At 64.9% G+C, this 14,846-nt stretch carries 17 protein-coding genes and 1 pseudogene; 10 read left to right on the plus strand and 8 right to left on the minus strand.

From position 1 onward, the window contains the following. The first annotated feature begins 33 nt into the window (after positions 1 to 33). From CDN38_RS21150 to cysC, 4 genes and pseudogenes are all read left to right on the plus strand, one after another. Positions 34 to 303: a hypothetical protein gene (locus tag CDN38_RS21150; RefSeq protein ID WP_075513651.1), complete on the plus strand. Its 270-nt coding sequence runs from the start codon at positions 34 to 36 to the stop codon at positions 301 to 303. Positions 304 to 483: 180 nt separating this feature from the next. Next, a complete protein-coding gene (locus CDN38_RS21155; protein WP_075513650.1) occupies positions 484 to 975 on the plus strand; it encodes a beta-class carbonic anhydrase in 492 nt (163 codons plus the stop codon). Between the two features lie 163 nt (positions 976 to 1,138). Next, positions 1,139 to 2,136: pseudogene (gene cysD / locus CDN38_RS21160) on the plus strand (sulfate adenylyltransferase subunit CysD). Beyond that, on the plus strand, positions 2,136 to 3,986 hold the full coding sequence (gene cysC, locus CDN38_RS21165) for an adenylyl-sulfate kinase (protein ID WP_075513648.1): 1,851 nt from the start codon (positions 2,136 to 2,138) through the stop codon (positions 3,984 to 3,986). The pseudogene cysD and the gene cysC overlap by 1 nt, the downstream one beginning before the upstream one ends. Here the strand turns inward: cysC and CDN38_RS29035 are convergent. Next, positions 3,958 to 4,263, minus strand: coding sequence for a hypothetical protein (locus CDN38_RS29035; RefSeq protein WP_142361307.1), 306 nt, complete (start codon positions 4,261 to 4,263; stop codon positions 3,958 to 3,960). The genes cysC and CDN38_RS29035 overlap by 29 nt on opposite strands. A 33-nt stretch (positions 4,264 to 4,296) precedes the next feature. Between CDN38_RS29035 and CDN38_RS21170 the strand changes: the two genes are divergently transcribed. Then, positions 4,297 to 4,782, plus strand: coding sequence for an Rrf2 family transcriptional regulator (locus CDN38_RS21170; protein WP_075513647.1), 486 nt, complete (start codon positions 4,297 to 4,299; stop codon positions 4,780 to 4,782). A gap of 3 nt (positions 4,783 to 4,785) precedes the next feature. Here the strand turns inward: CDN38_RS21170 and CDN38_RS21175 are convergent, their stop codons facing one another. Together CDN38_RS21175 and CDN38_RS21180 are read right to left on the minus strand one after the other, a co-directional pair. Continuing rightward, positions 4,786 to 5,175 (minus strand): VOC family protein, encoded by a 390-nt coding sequence (locus tag CDN38_RS21175; protein ID WP_075513646.1) that lies wholly within the window; start codon positions 5,173 to 5,175, stop codon positions 4,786 to 4,788. Between the two features lie 28 nt (positions 5,176 to 5,203). Further along, on the minus strand, positions 5,204 to 5,617 hold the full coding sequence (locus tag CDN38_RS21180) for a VOC family protein (protein ID WP_075513645.1): 414 nt from the start codon (positions 5,615 to 5,617) through the stop codon (positions 5,204 to 5,206). 39 nt (positions 5,618 to 5,656) lie between these two features. On the opposite strand from CDN38_RS21180, the gene CDN38_RS21185 reads away from it, so the two are divergent. Next, positions 5,657 to 6,535, plus strand: a complete 879-nt coding sequence (locus tag CDN38_RS21185; protein ID WP_075513644.1) for an LLM class flavin-dependent oxidoreductase — start codon at positions 5,657 to 5,659, stop codon at positions 6,533 to 6,535. Position 6,536: 1 nt separating this feature from the next. Here the strand turns inward: CDN38_RS21185 and CDN38_RS21190 are convergent, their stop codons facing one another. After that, a complete protein-coding gene (locus CDN38_RS21190) occupies positions 6,537 to 8,252 on the minus strand; it encodes an NAD-binding protein (RefSeq protein ID WP_075513643.1) in 1,716 nt (571 codons plus the stop codon). Between the two features lie 145 nt (positions 8,253 to 8,397). On the opposite strand from CDN38_RS21190, the gene CDN38_RS21195 reads away from it, so the two are divergent. Beyond that, positions 8,398 to 8,865 (plus strand): SRPBCC family protein, encoded by a 468-nt coding sequence (locus CDN38_RS21195; RefSeq protein WP_075513642.1) that lies wholly within the window; start codon positions 8,398 to 8,400, stop codon positions 8,863 to 8,865. Positions 8,866 to 8,876: 11 nt separating this feature from the next. Here the strand turns inward: CDN38_RS21195 and CDN38_RS21200 are convergent, their stop codons facing one another. Beyond that, a complete protein-coding gene (locus CDN38_RS21200) occupies positions 8,877 to 9,794 on the minus strand; it encodes a DUF2971 domain-containing protein (RefSeq protein WP_075513641.1) in 918 nt (305 codons plus the stop codon). 62 nt (positions 9,795 to 9,856) lie between these two features. On the opposite strand from CDN38_RS21200, the gene CDN38_RS21205 reads away from it, so the two are divergent. The 3 genes from CDN38_RS21205 (at position 9,857) to CDN38_RS21215 (ending at position 11,701) form a co-directional block, all read left to right on the plus strand. Further along, positions 9,857 to 10,393, plus strand: a complete 537-nt coding sequence (locus CDN38_RS21205) for an NUDIX domain-containing protein (protein ID WP_075513640.1) — start codon at positions 9,857 to 9,859, stop codon at positions 10,391 to 10,393. Between the two features lie 107 nt (positions 10,394 to 10,500). Further along, positions 10,501 to 11,016, plus strand: a complete 516-nt coding sequence (locus CDN38_RS21210) for an Rv2253 family sensor-like surface protein (RefSeq protein ID WP_180276366.1) — start codon at positions 10,501 to 10,503, stop codon at positions 11,014 to 11,016. 49 nt (positions 11,017 to 11,065) lie between these two features. Further along, a complete protein-coding gene (locus CDN38_RS21215) occupies positions 11,066 to 11,701 on the plus strand; it encodes an Rv1289 family protein (RefSeq protein ID WP_075513639.1) in 636 nt (211 codons plus the stop codon). An 11-nt stretch (positions 11,702 to 11,712) separates the two neighbouring features. Here the strand turns inward: CDN38_RS21215 and CDN38_RS21220 are convergent, their stop codons facing one another. From CDN38_RS21220 to CDN38_RS21230, 3 genes are all read right to left on the minus strand, one after another. Further along, the gene (locus tag CDN38_RS21220; protein WP_075513638.1) at positions 11,713 to 13,137 is read right to left on the minus strand and encodes a DUF2254 domain-containing protein; all 1,425 of its coding nucleotides are present in this window, start codon (positions 13,135 to 13,137) and stop codon (positions 11,713 to 11,715) included. 263 nt (positions 13,138 to 13,400) lie between these two features. Next, a complete protein-coding gene (locus CDN38_RS21225) occupies positions 13,401 to 13,838 on the minus strand; it encodes an Rv1443c family protein (protein ID WP_497755994.1) in 438 nt (145 codons plus the stop codon). A 270-nt stretch (positions 13,839 to 14,108) separates the two neighbouring features. Then, on the minus strand, positions 14,109 to 14,609 hold the full coding sequence (locus tag CDN38_RS21230; RefSeq protein ID WP_161951718.1) for a nucleotidyl transferase AbiEii/AbiGii toxin family protein: 501 nt from the start codon (positions 14,607 to 14,609) through the stop codon (positions 14,109 to 14,111). Positions 14,610 to 14,846 lie beyond the last annotated feature (237 nt).

The following is a 14,846-nucleotide window of genomic DNA, read 5'->3' on the forward strand; positions in this document are numbered from 1 at the left end:
GGCGGGCCCGGCGGCCGCGGCGGAAATGGCCGCGTGGCGATCGACTTCCAAGGCCAGACGGTCATCGGCCGCAATGGCGACGGCGGCGTTGGCGGCAGCGGCGGCGACGCAGGATCTGGCCGGATTCCGTACGGCTTCGGCGGAAACCCCACCTTCCTTCAGTACGGGGGCGGTGACGGCGGCGACGCCGGTAGTACGCCCGGAGCGAAGCCCGGCGTCGGCGGTGTCGCCGGTAGCGCAGGTGTCGGCGGATCACTCTTCGGCCGCGACGGTACGGACGGCTCGCCGGGCGCGCCAAGCTGACGCGCTGGGTGGTACCGGGTTCCTCAAACTGGGTCAGGACGCCGATCCGTTCGGTTCATCCGGAAGCATTCCGCTACGACTGATTTTCACCGGTGAAACTCCAGCTGCCCATTGTTAAACTCCTCCGCGGCATCGAGTCTGTCCAGCAACTCCGTGTGTTTCGACCACTAAGGAGACGGTGTGACCGTAACCGACGAATATTTGGCGCACAACGCCCAGTACGCGAGCACCTTCAAGGGTCCGCTACCGCTGCCACCCAGCAAACACATCGCCATCTTGGCTTGCATGGATGCCCGACTCGATGTCTACCGCCTGCTCGGGATCAACGAGGGGGAGGCGCACGTCATCCGTAACGCGGGCGGCGTCGCTACCGACGACGCGATCCGCTCGTTGGCCATCAGCCAGCGACTGCTCGGGACCCGCGAGATCATGCTGATTCACCACACCGACTGCGGGATGCTCACTTTTACCGACGACGAGTTCAAACGCGCTATCCACGAAGAGGTCGGGGTCAAACCGCCGTGGGCGGCGGAGGCATTCTCGGATGTCGCCGAGGCTGTCAAGCAGTCGTTGCGCCGCATCGAGCACAGCCTGTTCGTGACCAAACATGTCTCGGTGCGCGGATTCGTGTTCGACGTCGCCACCGGCAAGCTCGCCGAGGTCACGCTGTAACACTCGGTTCACTGCCCTCAGCGGCTGTCATGGGATGGTCGCCGTCTCGCGGCGTCTCCTCGACACTCGGCCCGGCCCCGATACCTCGCTGATTGCCCAGGTGGCAGCCGGCGCACCTGAGTTCCGTTGACAGCGCCAGGGAAGACTGGTTCCATTGGTGACAATGACCGTAAACCTGGTCAATCCAACCGACTTAATCAGGTATGAGGCGCGGACTATGACGGGTAAGCCATGACCAGCGGCGTGAAGGCCGGCCCCGCGGCGGGGCAGTACGAGTTGAGCCATCTGCGCTTACTCGAAGCCGAGGCGATCCACATCATTCGCGAAGTGGCCGCTGAGTTCGAACGGCCGGTGCTGCTGTTCTCCGGTGGCAAGGACTCCATCGTCATGCTGCACTTGGCGCTCAAGGCGTTTCGGCCGGGACGGCCGCCGTTCCCGGTGATGCACGTCGACACCGGCCACAACTTCGACGAGGTGATCGCAACCCGCGATGAGCTGGTCGGCGAGTCCGGGGTGAGGTTGGTGGTGGCATCGGTGCAGGACGACATCGACGCCGGGCGGGTCGTCGAAACCCCGCCTTCGCGTAATCCGCTACAGACCGTGACGCTGCTGCGCGCCATCCGGGAGAACAAGTTCGACGCCGCGTTCGGGGGAGCCCGGCGCGACGAGGAGAAGGCGCGTGCCAAAGAGCGGGTGTTCAGCTTCCGCGACGAATTCGGCCAGTGGGACCCCAAAGCCCAGCGCCCCGAGTTGTGGAACCTCTACAACGGACGGCATCACAAGGGTGAGCACATCCGGGTCTTCCCCTTGTCGAACTGGACCGAGTTCGACATCTGGTCCTACATCGGCGAGGAGAACATCACCTTGCCGTCGATCTATTTCGCCCACCGGCGCAAGGTATTTGAGCGCGACGGAATGCTGCTGGCCGTGCATCGCTACCTACAGCCGCGCGCCGACGAGCCGGTATTCGAGGCCACGGTGCGGTTCCGCACCGTCGGTGACGTCACCTGCACCGGGTGTGTGGAATCAGATGCCGCGACGGTGGCCGAAGTCATCGCCGAGACGGCGGTGTCCCGGCTGACCGAACGCGGGGCGACCAGGGCTGACGACCGGATCTCAGAGGCTGGGATGGAAGACCGCAAACGGCAGGGGTACTTCTGATGACTGCATCCACCACGCTGTTGCGCATCGCGACCGCCGGATCCGTCGACGACGGCAAGTCGACGTTGATCGGGCGGCTGCTCTACGACTCCAAGGCGGTCATGGAAGACCAGTGGGCGTCGGTGGAACAGACGTCGCGGGAACGCGGCCACGACTACACCGACCTGGCTCTGGTCACCGACGGTCTGCGGGCAGAGCGCGAGCAGGGCATCACCATCGACGTCGCCTACCGCTACTTCGCCACGCCCAAGCGAAAATTCATCATTGCCGACACCCCCGGCCACATCCAGTACACGCGCAACATGGTGACTGGCGCGTCGACCGCCCAACTGGTGATCGTACTGGTCGATGCTCGTCACGGGCTGCTGGAGCAGTCCCGCCGGCACGCCTTCCTGGCGTCGCTGCTGGGCATTCAGCACATTGTGCTCGCGGTCAACAAGATGGACCTGATCGGTTGGGACAAGGACAAATTCGAGGCGATTCGGGACGAGTTCCACGCCTTCGCCGCCCGCTTGGATGTGCAAGATGTGGCCACGATCCCCATCTCCGCGCTGAACGGCGACAATGTGGTGACCAAGTCCGACCAGACACCGTGGTACGAGGGACCAGCGCTGCTGACCCATCTCGAAGAGGTCTACATCGCCGGTGACCGAAATCTGGTCGACGTGCGATTCCCGGTTCAGTACGTCATCCGGCCGCATACGCTTCGGCATCAAGACCACCGCAGCTATGCGGGCACCGTGGCCAGCGGGGTAATGCGTCCAGGTGACGAGGTGGTCGTGTTGCCGATCGGCAAGACAACCCGGATCACCGCCATCGAAGGGCCCAACGGTCCAGTGCCGGAAGCGTTTCCGCCGATGGCGGTCTCGGTGAGCATTGCCGACGACATCGACATCTCCCGCGGCGACATGATCGCTCGCACCCTCAACCGGCCGAGGGTCGCGCAAAGTTTCGACGCGACGGTGTGCTGGATGGCGGATTCGTCGGTGCTGGAGCCGGGCCGGGACTACATCATCAAGCACACCACCCGAACCACTCGTGCCCGCGTTACCGGGCTCGACTACCGGCTCGACGTCAACACCCTGCACCGCGACAAGACGGCAACCGCCTTGAAGCTCAACGAGCTTGGCCGGATCTCGCTGCGCACCCAGATGCCGCTGCTGCTCGACGAATACACCCGCAACGCCGCCACCGGATCGTTCATCCTCATCGATCCCGACACCAACGGAACCGTCGCGGCGGGCATGGTGTTGCGCGAGGTCTCGGCCCACACGCCCAGCCCCAACACCGTGCGGCACAAGTCGCTGGTGACAGCCGACGACCGGCCGCGGGGACGCACCGTATGGTTCACCGGGTTGTCCGGCGCGGGCAAGTCGTCGGTGGCCACGCGGGTGGAGCAGAAGCTGCTCGAAAGCGGTGTTCCCGCTTACGTTCTCGACGGCGACAACCTGCGGCACGGATTGAACGCGGACCTGGGATTCAGTATGGCCGATCGCGCCGAAAACCTGCGGCGGCTGGCGCATGTGGCGGTACTGCTCGCCGACTGCGGCCACGTCGTGCTGGTTCCGGCGATCAGCCCACTGGCTGAGCACCGCGCGTTGGCCCGGAAAGTGCACGACGACGCCGGATTTGACTTTGTCGAGGTGTTCTGCGACACGCCGCTCGAAGACTGCGAGCGCCGCGATCCCAAGGGCCTGTACGCCAAAGCGCGCGCGGGTGAAATCACGCACTTCACCGGGATCGACAGTCCGTATCAGCGGCCGAAGAATCCCGACCTGCGGCTCACCCCCGACCGCGGCCTTGACGAGCAGGCGCAGACGCTTATCGACCTACTGGAGTCCCGCGGCTGAGCGGCGCTCCCACACTGCAACGCTTCGCGTTGCGCATCGTCGCTTTCGGCGGTGCCGGATTGCCCCGCTCCTTCTCGCAACGCTTCGCGTTGCGCATCGTCGCTTTCGGCGGTGCCGGATTGCCCCGCTCCTTCTCGCAACGCTTCGCGTTGCGCATCGTCGCTTTCGGCGGTGCCGGATTGCCCCGCTCCTTCTCGCAACGCTTCGCGTTGCGCATCGTCGCTTTCGGCGGTGCCGGATTGCCCCGCTCCTTCTCGCAACGCTTCGCGTTGCGCATCGTCGCTTTCGGCGGGTGGCACAATCCTGAAGCATGCGGATGTCGGCCAAGGCTGAGTACGCGGTGCGGGCGATGGTCCAACTCGCCACGGCTCCCACCGGCATCCTGGTCAAGACCGACGATTTGGCCCAGGCTCAGGGCATACCCCCGCAATTTCTCGTCGACATCCTGACCAACCTGCGCACCGACCGGCTGGTGCGCAGCCACCGTGGTCGCGAGGGCGGTTATGAGCTGGCCCGTCCGGGCACCGAGATCAGCATTGCCGACGTGCTGCGCTGCATCGACGGGCCGCTGGCCAGCGTGCGTGATATCGGGCTCGGTGACCTGCCCTACTCCGGACCCACCGCGGCGCTGACCGATGTGTGGCGGGCGCTGCGGGCCAGTATGCGGTCGGTGCTCGAAGAAACCACCCTGGCCGACGTCGCCGCCGGCACGCTACCCAAGCATGTCGCACAACTTGCCGACGACTACCGCGAGCAGGAGAGCAAACGGCACGGGTCGACTCGCAGCGGCGACTAACGACTAGCCGCCCGAACCGTACGGCCGGGTGACGATCTCCATGAAATGTCCGGCAGGGTCGCGGAAATACACGCCACGCCCGCCGTCGCGGTGATTGATCTCGCCGGGCCTGGTGGCCCCGGGGTCGGCCCAGTGCACCAATCCGCGGGACTGGATCCTGCCGTAGATGGCGTCGAATTCCTCCTCGGAGACCAGGAAGGCGTAGTGCTGGCCACGGATTTCCTCGTCTGCCGGGACGTCGGCGTAATCGAGAGAGGCGCCGTGTTCGAGTGCGACAACCATGAAGTGACCGAACGCAACCGGCTCGGGCAAGCCGAACAGGTCGGTGAGGAACTCCGCGGACTGCCGCTTGTCGTGCGACGCGACAATGGTGTGGTTGAAGCTGATGCCCACGTTCTGGCCTTCCCTGGCATCGGGCCCGCTATTTGGGCGCGGTGAGTTCCAATGCGATGTTGTCGGGGTCGCGGAACTCGAGAATGTATGCCGGCCCGATGTCTTTGATCGGCTCGTGCCGGATACCGAGATCGTCGAGATGTGTAGCTGCAGAATCTAATTCGGCTCTGCTGCCGACTCGGAACGCGATGTGGTCCAGGCCGGTGCGATCCTCGTCGAAGCGGTCGTCGGCTACTGGCCGCAGACCTAGCAGCGCGCCGCCGAGGTCGTAGATGACCCCGCCGAACAGAAAGCCCAACTGCCGGCGCGTTGCATCGTCGGCATTGTCGGGAACTTCGATCAGCACCGGCCAGCCGAACACGCTCTCGTAGAACCGCCGCGATCGCTCGATATCGGTGACCGTGAGCCTGACATGCGCAATCGACGTGCTGGCGAACCCCATCTAGCTCATGCTGCCAGAATCGCCTTCGTGCAGATAGCCATGACCATGCCCGTGATGGAGCCCGACCTCGATGCGGCGGTGCTCGAGAAGTGGGCGCGCGCAATAGACGACGGACCGTTCTCGTCGCTGTGCTGGGGCGAGCGCATCGCGTTCGACAACCCCGACAGCCTGACGTTGCTGGGTGCGCTGGCCGCCTGGACCGACCGGGTCCGATTGGTGACGACGGTGATCGTGCCCCAATTGCACCATCCGGTGATGCTGGCGAAGGGCCTGGCCACCGGCGACGTGCTGAGCGGTGGGCGGTTGACGGTGGGAGTCGGGATCGGCGGCAGGCAGGAGGACTACCACGCCGTCGGCGCCGACTCCTCGACGCAGACGATGCGCGGTATGGCCGAACGGGTGGCGGTCATGAAGCGGATCTGGGCCGGCGAGAAGATCACCGAGTCACAGCGGCCGATCGGCCCGGCGCCGGTGCAGGCCGGCGGTCCGCCGCTGCTTGTGGGGACGATTGGGCCAAAGACCCTCCGCAGCGCCGCCGCGTGGGCCGACGGGCTCGCGGGAACAACCCTGGACCTCGACGTCGCCAGGCAGAACGAGCTCTACCACATTGCTCGCACCGCCTGGGCCGAAGCAGGTAAGCCCAAACCGCATCTGGGGACGTCGTTCTGGTTCGCCTTCGGGTCGCAGGATCAAGCCCGCGCGCAGGTGCATCGTCACCTGCGGCGCTACATGAACTGGATCCCGGCCGAATACGTCGATGCCATGGCGCCGATGACCGGCTGGGCCGGTAGCGAGGAACAACTGCTGGCGGTGCTGCGAAAGTTCGACGAGATCGGCACCGACGAAGTTCAGCTGATCCCGACCAGTGCTGACCTGGAACAGCTTCGTCGCGCCGCCGACGTGGTCGCCGCGCTGTAGATCAGCCAGTCGCCGCTTCGGGCAAGCCGCCGACCGCGCGTTGCTGCACGGGTTGGCCCTTACGCAGCGTCGCCAGCAGCTCGCGGTAGGGGCCGACGAGGTACACCGTGTCGCCGGCCCGCAGCCGGGCTTCGCGACGCGGATGCAGCGTGACCGGCTCGTCGGCCCGGGTGATCGCGATGACCCGGGTGTCGGTCGACAACTCGTACATCGGCAGCCCGTCGAGTTCGCTGCCGGCGCCCACTTGCATTCCGCCCACCATGAAAGAGCTTTGCCCCACCGAAAAGGTGCCCAGCACCTGCAGGCCCATCGCGGCGCCGATGAACCACGGTGCCGCCAATTCCACGGTCGAGCGCACACTTTCGAAGCCAAACCGCTGCGCCACCGCGCTTCCCAAGGTGCGGTCATACACCCGCAGAACGAGCGGAACGCTGCGACCCTTCCCCTTGAGGCCACCCAGCATTTCACGCAGCACGATCCCGGTCTCGATGTTGACCATGTCGTCCTGGGTCAGCACCGCCACCGCGCGGGCATGGGCGACGCAGGCCGATTCCAGCGTCTGCGGCAATGTCGCGTCACCAAAGATGACCGGCACCTCGAGCTCGGCTGCCGATGACAGATACCGGCTGTTCTCGTCGAGTTCGATGACAGCGACGTCGTACCCGGCGGCGGTCAGATCCCTGACCACCCGGATGCCGAAGGAGCCGAGGCCGACGACAATGACGTGGTTGCGTAGATGGCGTGCCCGCATCCGGCCGGCCGAACGGGTGAAGCGGCGCGACAACAGCAGGTCGGCAAGGAACGCGACCAGGATCGCGGTCAGCGTTACCCCGGCGAACATCAACGAGATGCTGAACACCCGTAGCCAGGTCGGCTGGTGGGCAAAGCTGAAGTCGCCGTAGCCCACGGTCGCGATCGTCTCCGTGCTGAAATACAGCGCATCGAGCCACGTCATGCCCGGTGGACGCAGGTAGGCAAAGCGCAACAAAATCGTTGATCCGATGAGCAGGACCGCCATCGCGGCCAAAGCCCGATAGAACATCGGGTTCACGTCGTTTCGAAACGCGCGCACCGCGTCAGACAGCTGACGAAGCCACACCATTCGAAAGCGGGTCGCGGTGGGCCTGGGGACTTTGATGCCGCGGACGGCCAACTCGTCCGCGGTGCCGATCATTGCGGTCTGGTCGCCGGCGTGGACGCGCAGATCGCGGCCCGGACAGGCCACCAGTTCGCCGGGGTTGGACGAGTTCTTGCCGCGGACCACCGCCACCGGCGCTAGGTCGCCATAGATCTCCCGCAGGCTTGCCTCGCGCCGTGCTTCGGACCGCCAGACGACGAACTTCATGCCGGCCACCTCGAACGGGTGAGCGGTGCGCGCCAGACACGCCTCCACAACCGAAGGCGCCGCCAGGTCAGCGACGTCGAGGATCGCGCCGGGCTCATTGGCGGCAGTCATCGCTTCCCGCAGGACGTCGTTGGCCAGCCTCGCCACCACCCGCACATGGGGGTCGGCTTTCCTTGCCAGCAGCGCGATTTCGAGATTTCGCGCGTCGTCGTCGCCGGCGCAGATGACGGCGATCGCGTGGGCGAGCTCGGCATCTTTGAGCTCGTCGGCGGCAAGCTTGACAATGTGGACGCCGGCGTTGTTCAGCTCCTCGACAATCGTGTTCGCCAGCGCGTCGTCACCGCTGACGATGATGTGCCGGCGCGCTCTCACCGATACCGCCGTGGCACCGGGTCGTCTGGCATTTTCAACCCCTCCGCTGGCTGCTGTCGCTCTCTACGGCTATCTGGCACCGTAACGGTTTGCCGGCCCAACATGTGTGGTAACTCGGCGCGCAGTCGGGTGGGATACTCGGGCCATGCCCACAGCCCGGCGCGGACACGGCAGTATCGACATTTCCGCACCCCCGGAACTGGTGTACGACCTCATTGCCGACGTCACCCGGATGGGGGACTGGAGCCCGGAGTGTTATCGGTGCGAGTGGCTCGACGGGGTTTCCACCGCGGCCCCGGGTGCGCGGTTCCGCGGGTACAACCGGCTGGGTCTGATGCGCTGGGAAAGGACCGCGGTGGTGGGCACGGCCGATCGGGGCCGAGAATTCAGCTTTACCACCGTCAACGACGGTGCTGGCCGTGAAGAAACACGCTGGCGCTACACCATGGAGCCGACACCGACGGGAACCCTGCTCACCGAATCATTCGAGTTTCTCTGGTGCTCGATGGTCAATAGGTTGGCCGAAGCGGCTATTCCGCGGGGGCGGCAAATGGACCGAGGCATCCAGGAAACGCTGCGGCGCATCAAGAAAGCCGCCGAAACCGCGGCCTGACGGCGACTACGTCAGATGTCGCGATACGGCACGCTGGACCGGACGACGTCGGCCTTGGGGTACCTACGCCGCAGGTAACGGTACAGTGACAGCGTTTTGGCGTCGCAGTGTTCGCTCGGCCCCACCAGCACTCCGGTGACCGCGCTTCGGTCGAATTCGAATCTGATCCGCGGTATCAGGCCGATGCGAGACGTGGAATAGAACGTCTCGGACGTATGGGATATCAGCCGCTGTTCTGCTTCGCCGAGGAACTTCTTGTGTTTCATCGAAGCCGCCAACGGAATTATTCGCCGGACCAGGCGCTGCTGGGCTGGATGAATGCCGGAAACCGTGTCGTCGCCCACGGCGTCGATCAACTCGTCGATGTGGTCGTCGACCAGCCGGGCCACCCGCGCGGACTGCCGATCGGGCAGATATTCCACCGGATGCAACTCGGGAACCGGCGCGGGTTCTGCGATCGGTAATTCGGTGGGAAGCGTCGTTTGCTTGACGGTTTCTTTCAGTATCTGGCTGTCGAACTTGATCGCGTAGCCGCCGTTAGCGTAACCGCGCCACTGGGACAGGTCGTCTCCGGACATGGAAAAGCAGGCGACAAACGGTCCGAAATCGTCTTCGATGAGCTCTTGGGCGCGCAGCACATTGTTGCAGACGCTCAGAATCGCGGACGATCGCAATTCGGGTTCCGCTTGTCCGGAGGCTTTAACGTGTTCCCCGTAGCGCGTAATCATCGCGCAGATGGCTTCCACGCCGTAGGAGAACTCCTGGGAGTCGTTCAGGTACGCGACATGAGTACCCCAGATGTGTCCCGAGTCGAGAATTCCCTTGAGGCCCTTGATGTCTGTGTAGTGGTAGACGCTGCCGTCGCTCGCATGCGCCGGCCAGTCGGCTGCGTGTTCTGCTGAGTGGCCCGCAGCGGCGTCATCGGACACGTCGCCTAGTGAAGCATGTCGGCCCGAGGAGCGCTCCCCGCGGCTGCCGCAATACTGGCCGGGTGCCCTACATCGAACCCGTAGCATCCCGCGAGATCTATCGCAATCGCTGGATGGTGCTCCGCGAAGACGACATCCGTCGCCCCGATGGCAGCCCCGGGATATACGGCGTGGTCGACAAGCCGACGTACGCGCTCGTGATGCCGTATGACGGGCGCGCATTCCGGCTGGTCGAGCAATTCCGGTATCCCGTCGGCGCCCGACGCTGGGAGTTCCCGCAGGGCACCGCGCCCGATTTGGCCGATCTGGAGCCCGCCGAGCTGGCCGCGCGTGAGCTGCGCGAGGAGACCGGATTGTGCGCGGCGTCGCTCGAGTTGCTCGGCCGGCTCGACACCGCTCCAGGAATGACGAGCCAGCGTGGATGGGTGTATCTGGCCACCGACCTCACCGAGGGCGAATCCGATCCCGAGCACGAGGAGCAGGACATGCGCAGCGCATGGTTTGCGCGCGGCGAGGTCGAGGAGATGATCCGCTCCGGAGTGATCGTCGACTCGCAGTCGATCGCCGCCTACGGGCTGTTCCTCGTGCTCGGCCGCTGACATGGATTGCCTTGCATTGGTGACAGTTTCGTCGCTTCTGCCGCCGAACGCGATCGTGTCCGCGCTGAGACCCGATTGCGTCGTCGAACCCGCACCATAAGTACCCGATGCATCTGTTTCCGCGGTTCGCAGCGCAGGTGGCCGGCCTGCTGGGTGCCGCCACGCTATTCGGCAGCCCTGCGGTTCCGGTGCACGCGGCGACACCATCGTGGAACGGGAAATACTCGCTGGTGCGCTACGCCGCCGACAAGTCCGGCACCAGCATGGCTGCCGGTCAGGCCGAACCCACTTTCAGCGCGGACTACGTCTTCACGACGACGTGTTCGGCTGCCCAGTGCGTTGCCACTGCCACCAACGGACCTACGCCGAAGAACCCGACATTGCCCCAGCCTTCCCACTACGCATGGGATGGAACCAGGTGGGTGGAGCACTTCGACTTTCAATGGGACTGCTACCTGGGAGAAGGGGCCGCCAAAGTGTGGGCACCCGCCCGGTCGTGGGCCTTCTACGCGCCTCAGGCGGACGGGTCGCTGCGCGGCACCTGGCATACCGATATTGCCAGCGGCCCGTGCCGCGGCAGCGTCGAAATGCCGGTGGCGGCGTTTCCTGCTCGACCTCAATAGAACGGGGCGGTTGCGCCACGGCCGAGGTACTGGCCGATAGCCTGATCGCATGACCGTGGGCGAGTCCGTTGCGCAGTCGCTGCAACAGTGGGATCGAAAACTGTGGGATGTGGCCATGCTGCACGCATGCAACGCCGTCGACGGCACCGCCCGAAAACGCTATCCGGCGTTGGGAGTCGGCACCCGCTTCAGGAAAGTCATCCGGGATTCGCTCGACATCTTCGGTGTGATGGCGACCCCGGGCGTCAACCTGGAAGAAACGCGTTTTCCGGTGGCGGTGCGATCCGATCTGCCCGACAAGCGCCCCGACATTGCCGACGTTCTGTTCGGGATTCGCCGGTGGTTGCACGGTCACATCGACGAAAGCCCGGTTGGCTTCGAAGTAACGCCATATGTGACCGCCGGTGCGGTACTGCGCACTGCCAATGACGGCAAAATCCAGCTGACCAAGTTCGCGATCCTGGGAATGCTGGCCGTGGCGGTGTTTTCGCCGGAGAACAAGGGCGAGTCCATCCCGTCCGATTACCAGCTCAGCTGGTTTGACCATGTGTTCTTCATCAGTGTCTGGTGGGGCTGGCAAGACCACTTCCGCGAAATCGTCAACGTCGACCCGGCGTCGCTGGTCACGCTCAACTTCGGCGATTCATGGGATCGGTGGACACCGGTGTCGGCGAGCCCGGCTTAATCGAGGGTCTGTTAAACCGGCCCGCGTTTGTCGGCGGCCCTGATTGTCGATGCTGCCGCCTGTGCCGCAGCTACCTGGCCGAACACCGATGACGGCGGGGCCAAGGTCCCGGGTTTTTCGGCGACCTCGGTCGCCCGTGCGGCGGCGCTGACAACCATGGCCCGGTCCGATTCCTCCGCGAGATCGCGGTGGGCGGCACGGACCACCAGGGCGATCTGGGTCTGCACCGCCGCGCGGCGCGACGGGTCGACGCAGTTTTGGGCGACGGCACTCAGCAACTGCAGCAGCGCAGCCAGCACCAGCGGTTCCCGCGAACCGTAGCGGCGTATCTGAGCACAGCCGACGTGCAGGTAGGCGGCAAAGCCGGGGTAGGGAAGCCAGACGAGGAGCTCCCCGCTGCTGTCACGGCGTACGTCATTGGGAAGCGCGCGTGATGCCAGTGCCGATTCGACGGCCGAAAGATGGTGCACGACTTGGATTGCCGTGTAGGGGTCGTTGACCGCAGGCGATAGCGCCCGCAGCGCGATATCGACCAGCTGCCGCAGTCCGAACCGGACGTCCTGCTGCAGCGTGCGCTCGAACCCGATGTGCACAAAGCGCAAACAGTGTTGCGCAAAGTCCGATTCCGGTGGGCCCGGCTTCGCGCTCCGGTGCCAGCACCAGCCGAGCAAGCCCCCGGCGGTGACGTAATCGCCGACAAAGGCAACCAGTTGCACGGTGTGCCCGCTGGCTGCTGCTGATTCGGCGATCTCGTCGATATCGACGGTCTGTAGGTAACCCGACTGCGGGGCTAGCAGCGGCACCGCCTCGGCCGGCGGCTTGGGTGGCGTTTCCACTTGTCGATCCGGTGTATCCGGATCCGGATACATCTCGTCGATCAGCCCGAGGGTGCGCAGTCGCACCTTTTCCATGATCGTGTCGATCTGGATCGAATGCATGAGGTGGTGCAGGAAATAGATCAGCGCGGCGAAGCTGACGAAGGCCAGCGCGAGGGAACCGCTGACCGCGACCTTCGGGACAAACGCGCCCCCGCTGGCATGCTCGCCGACGGTGTGCAGCCCGCCGGTGCTGTAAGCGAAGGTGCAGGCGAAGATCGCCAGCACCACCTGGTTGGACACATCGCGCAGGAAGGTCCGCAATAACCGGACCGAGAATTGGCTGGAAGCGATCTGCAGGGACAGGACCGTCAGCGAGAAGACGATGCCGATGGTGGTGATCATCGTGGCCGACACCACGATCAGCACCCCGCGAGCGTCGCCGGCGGTGCCCTGAAACATCAGCTGGTCGATCAGCGAGCCGGGTTTCACCGGGATCAGCGACAGAGCAGCTCCAGCCGCAAGGCCGAGCACAATGCCCAGTGTCGGGAGCACCCAGACCGCGCCCTGCAGGTAATCCCGGATGACGCTGCGGCGGCTGAGCAGGCTCTTTGCGGTCACCGATTAAGCATGCACCGCATGCAGGCGGTGGAACGAGAGTTTGCCTACCGCTGTGCCGGATGCGGGTCGGCAGTTGCCGCCACCATCGCTCGTCGGGTCGGTGATTCGCTTCCAGACGGTCATCGTGGGTTTGGGATCGCCCGTTTCGGCGCGCACGCCGCGGTCGGCGAGTGGTGTCAAGACATCTCCGCTTCGCGTGCGGACCTGACTCGAATGCGTTGGCTCCCAACGCCATTGGGTGCTGCTCTCCGGGCGGGCGAGGATCAGCGCAGTCTTTCTGCCAGCCGGTGCCACCGGCGGTGACGGTGGCGGAACATCAGCCTGATGAACAACCGCGTCGGAGCGCCGCGCAGCCCGTCATCCGTTTCAATCTCGTCGGTGTAACGACAGTGGTGCTCGTCGATGGGCTCGAAAGTCAAGCGGTGGTTCCAGGTGCGTACGGGTCCGCCGTGTTCGTTGGTATAGAACTCGGTGGCATCGAGTTGCTTGATCGTCAGGTGGTGGGTCCACGCGGGTATTACGCCCAACCACCACAGGCGCCCCGATGCCTGGGTGCCGACCCCGAAGTGTTCGGGGAATTCGAGGCGATAGAAGCGCAAGATCGGGCTCAGGACGTAGGTCATCGTCGTAGGTTTGCGCGCCAGCGCGGCAGCCGTCTCCGCGGACATCGGCGGTTCGGTAGTTAGGGCAACCTTACTCACCGGATTATGATGCACTGCGTGTTGAGGCCGGGCCAGTCCGGACGCGAGGTGCCCGGGAGGGCGCTGATGTATTGCCCGTTGGTGGGTGGGGTCGGAATTTTGGCCCGGCACGCTATCTAAATTTAATGTCGCCCATTGGACGGGGATTGGGGCTGCGGCCAGGCGAGAGCCCAGCCCCCGCTTGTCTCGGCGGGTGACCGGTGGGATGGTGGCCGGTCGGCGGTTGACGAGTGGGGGCGCTGAGCGGCGGCGGGCGCGGGACCGAAACTATTAATGGGTGTCGATCTCTTCGATCCGCGCGTTCAGCCATGCGCATGCCTCGGGCAACGTCGCGACCAGCAGGACGGCCCGGTTCACTTCATCTTTGGCCACCTGGTAACGCGTCTCCAAAGCGTTGGGCATCGCCGCGGCCGGCGGCCACATGTGGGCTTTCCGGTAGGCGAATGTCCGTCGGCACCGATCCGCGAGCTTCAGCAGATCGAGCCCGTGTTCCCCCACCGTGCCCGCATGCCATAACAGTTGCAGATCGACTAAGTCATGCGCTCGTGTCGAGCCTTGTTCGGTCGCGGCGTGAATCTTCTGAGTGATCTGCTGCTCCAGTGATATGAGTGGGACCGGCGCCAGTTCCCCGAAACCCAGGACCCTGCCGATAGCCGCGATCTGGTCGGCGATCTCGGTCGGATGGTCAGCGTCCTCAAGCCCGTCGATCTCGTCATGGCCCACCTCGACGGGCACCTTTTTCCATGGTTTGCCCATGAAGTGCAACGTCACGTCGTAAGGCTCCATGAGGTACTCAGCCAGCACCCCGTCGGGCCGCGCCTGTCTAGGAGCGCACTGAATAACCCGTCCAGCGATCGTCGTGTCTGACGGCTATGGGCGGTGTGGCGTGTGATGATGTTGTGGTGCAAAGGATTACGCGATCGGATCGGGAGTTGCTGGACGCGCAGGCGCTGGTCGGGGAGTTGGTGCCGGCGGGCAGTGTGTTCGCCTTCCTGGCCGAGCACCGCC

Source organism: Mycobacterium ostraviense (assembly GCF_002705925.1).
GTDB lineage: Bacteria > Actinomycetota > Actinomycetes > Mycobacteriales > Mycobacteriaceae > Mycobacterium > Mycobacterium ostraviense.

Coding starts and splice junctions, on each gene's coding strand:
- CDN38_RS21210 (WP_180276366.1), top strand. CDS start 10,501: ATGCATCTGTTTCCGCGGTTCGCAGCGCAGGTGGCCGGCCTGCTGGGT.
- CDN38_RS21180 (WP_075513645.1), bottom strand. CDS start 5,617: ATGGGGTTCGCCAGCACGTCGATTGCGCATGTCAGGCTCACGGTCACC.
- CDN38_RS21195 (WP_075513642.1), top strand. CDS start 8,398: ATGCCCACAGCCCGGCGCGGACACGGCAGTATCGACATTTCCGCACCC.
- CDN38_RS21170 (WP_075513647.1), top strand. CDS start 4,297: ATGCGGATGTCGGCCAAGGCTGAGTACGCGGTGCGGGCGATGGTCCAA.
- CDN38_RS21215 (WP_075513639.1), top strand. CDS start 11,066: ATGACCGTGGGCGAGTCCGTTGCGCAGTCGCTGCAACAGTGGGATCGA.
- CDN38_RS29035 (WP_142361307.1), bottom strand. CDS start 4,263: ATGCGCAACGCGAAGCGTTGCGAGAAGGAGCGGGGCAATCCGGCACCG.
- CDN38_RS21185 (WP_075513644.1), top strand. CDS start 5,657: ATGACCATGCCCGTGATGGAGCCCGACCTCGATGCGGCGGTGCTCGAG.
- cysC (WP_075513648.1), top strand. CDS start 2,136: ATGACTGCATCCACCACGCTGTTGCGCATCGCGACCGCCGGATCCGTC.